Source organism: Exiguobacterium sp. s102 (assembly GCF_018618635.1).
In the GTDB taxonomy this organism is placed as follows: Bacteria; Bacillota; Bacilli; order Exiguobacteriales; family Exiguobacteriaceae; genus Exiguobacterium_A; species Exiguobacterium_A oxidotolerans.
Map to the genome: position 1 here is coordinate 1731 of NZ_JACSML010000014.1, position 2919 is coordinate 4649.

Here is a 2919-nt window from a genome sequence, read left to right on the forward strand (position 1 = left end):
TTTTTATAACCATGTCATTAGACGTGTGTTCTTAGAATACCAAAATGCTAGATCAAGGTATGAAGGGCGTACGGTGGATGCCTTGGCACTAGGAGCCGATGAAGGACGCGACGAACAGCGATATGCTTCGGGGAGCAGTAAGTATGCTTTGATCCGAGGATTTCCGAATGGGGGAACCCACCATCCGTAATGGGATGGGACATGTTACGTGAATACATAGCGTAGCGTGAGGCAGACCCGGGGAACTGAAACATCTAAGTACCCGGAGGAAGAGAAAGCAAATGCGATTCCCTGAGTAGCGGCGAGCGAAACGGGAACAGCCCAAACCGGAGAGCATGCTCTCCGGGGTTGTAGGACACTCTATACGGAGTCAAAAAGGAAGACAGTAGGTGAATGACCTGGAAAGGTCGGCCGAAGAAGGTGACAGCCCTGTAGCTGAAACTGTTTTCCCTCCAGAGTGGATCCTGAGTACGGCGGGACACGTGAAACCCCGTCGGAATCCGGGAGGACCATCTCCCAAGGCTAAATACTCCCTAGTGACCGATAGTGAACCAGTACCGTGAGGGAAAGGTGAAAAGCACCCCGGAAGGGGAGTGAAATAGATCCTGAAACCGTATGCCTACAAGTAGTCAGAGCCCGTTAATGGGTGATGGCGTGCCTTTTGTAGAATGAACCGGCGAGTTACGATAGCGCGCGAGGTTAAGCTGATGAGGCGGAGCCGTAGCGAAAGCGAGTCTGAATAGGGCGCCATAGTGCGTTGTCGTAGACCCGAAACCAGGTGATCTACCCATGTCCAGGATGAAGGTCAGGTAACACTGACTGGAGGTCCGAACCCACGCACGTTGAAAAGTGCGGGGATGAGGTGTGGGTAGCGGTGAAATGCCAATCGAACCTGGAGATAGCTGGTTCTCCCCGAAATAGCTTTAGGGCTAGCCTCGAGGTTGAGAGTTCCGGAGGTAGAGCACTGATTGGACTAGGGGCCCCCACAGGGTTACCGAATTCAGTTAAACTCCGAATGCCGGCAACTTATACTCGGGAGTCAGACTGCGAGTGATAAGATCCGTAGTCAAGAGGGAAACAGCCCAGACCGCCAGCTAAGGTCCCAAAGTGTATGTTAAGTGGAAAAGGATGTGGCGCTGCCTAGACAGCTAGGATGTTGGCTTAGAAGCAGCCACCATTCAAAGAGTGCGTAATAGCTCACTAGTCGAGTGGCGCCGCGCCGAAAATGTAACGGGGCTAAACATACCACCGAAGCTGCGGATTCCGTAAGGAATGGTAGGGGAGCGTTCCAAACCGCTGTGAAGCTGTACCGGAAGGAGCAGTGGAGCGTTTGGAAGTGAGAATGCCGGTGTGAGTAGCGAAAAGAGGGGTGAGAATCCCCTCCGTCGAAAGCCCAAGGTTTCCTGAGGAAGGCTCGTCCGCTCAGGGTTAGTCTGGACCTAAGCCGAGGCCGAAAGGCGTAGGCGATGGATAACAGGTTGATATTCCTGTACCACCGATCCACCGTTTGAACAATGGGGGGACGCAGGAGGATAGTGACGCATGCGGATGGAAGTGCATGTGTAAGTTTCGAGATTGTCTGATTGGCAAATCCGTCAGGCACCAAGATCGAGGAACGACGCGGAGTCCCCTAGGGACGAAGGTCACGATTTCACACTGCCAAGAAAAGCCTCTAGTGAGGTGGAAGGTGCCAGTACCGTAAACCGACACAGGTAGGCGGGATGAGAATTCTAAGACGCGCGGGATAACTCTCGTTAAGGAACTCGGCAAAATGGTCCCGTAACTTCGGGAGAAGGGACGCTCTACATGAGTAGAGCCGCAGTGAATAGGCCCAAACGACTGTTTAGCAAAAACACAGGTCTCTGCTAAATCGCAAGATGACGTATAGGGGCTGACGCCTGCCCGGTGCTGGAAGGTTAAGGGGATGGGTTAGCGCAAGCGAAGCTTTGAACCGAAGCCCCAGTAAACGGCGGCCGTAACTATAACGGTCCTAAGGTAGCGAAATTCCTTGTCGGGTAAGTTCCGACCCGCACGAAAGGCGTAACGATTTGGGCACTGTCTCAACGAGAGACCCGGTGAAATCATAGTACCTGTGAAGATGCAGGTTACCCGCGACAGGACGGAAAGACCCCATGGAGCTTTACTACAGCCTGATATTGAGGCTTTGTGCATGATGTACAGGATAGGCGGGAGACGTCGAGACCGGAGCGCCAGCTTCGGAGGAGTCACCCTTGGGATACCGCCCTTCATGCATAGAGTCTCTAACTCGCAGCCGTAATCCGGCTGGAGGACCGTGTCAGGCGGGTAGTTTGACTGGGGCGGTCGCCTCCTAAACAGTAACGGAGGCGCCCAAAGGTTCCCTCAGAATGGTTGGAAATCATTCGTAGAGCGCAAAGGCAGAAGGGAGCTTGACTGCGAGACCTACAAGTCGAGCAGGGACGAAAGTCGGGCTTAGTGATCCGGTGGTTCCGCATGGAAGGGCCATCGCTCAACGGATAAAAGCTACCCTGGGGATAACAGGCTGATCTCCCCCAAGAGTCCACATCGACGGGGAGGTTTGGCACCTCGATGTCGGCTCATCGCATCCTGGGGCTGGAGTAGGTCCCAAGGGTTGGGCTGTTCGCCCATTAAAGCGGTACGCGAGCTGGGTTCAGAACGTCGTGAGACAGTTCGGTCCCTATCCGTCGTGGGCGCAGGAAATTTGAGGAGAGCTGTCCTTAGTACGAGAGGACCGGGATGGACGCACCGCTGGTGTACCAGTTGTTCCGCCAGGAGCATCGCTGGGTAGCTACGTGCGGACGGGATAAATGCTGAAAGCATCTAAGCATGAAGCCCCCTCCAAGATGAGATTTCCCTTTGAGTAATCAAGAAAGACCCCTCAGAGACGATGAGGTAGATAGGTCACGGGTGGAAGCATGG

General features: G+C 54.1%; 1 rRNA gene. It reads left to right on the forward strand.

Annotated elements, in window-relative coordinates:
• Positions 1-50: 50 nt before the first annotated feature.
• Positions 51-2919, forward strand: a 23S ribosomal RNA gene (locus KNQ02_RS15400); the annotation flags it as partial.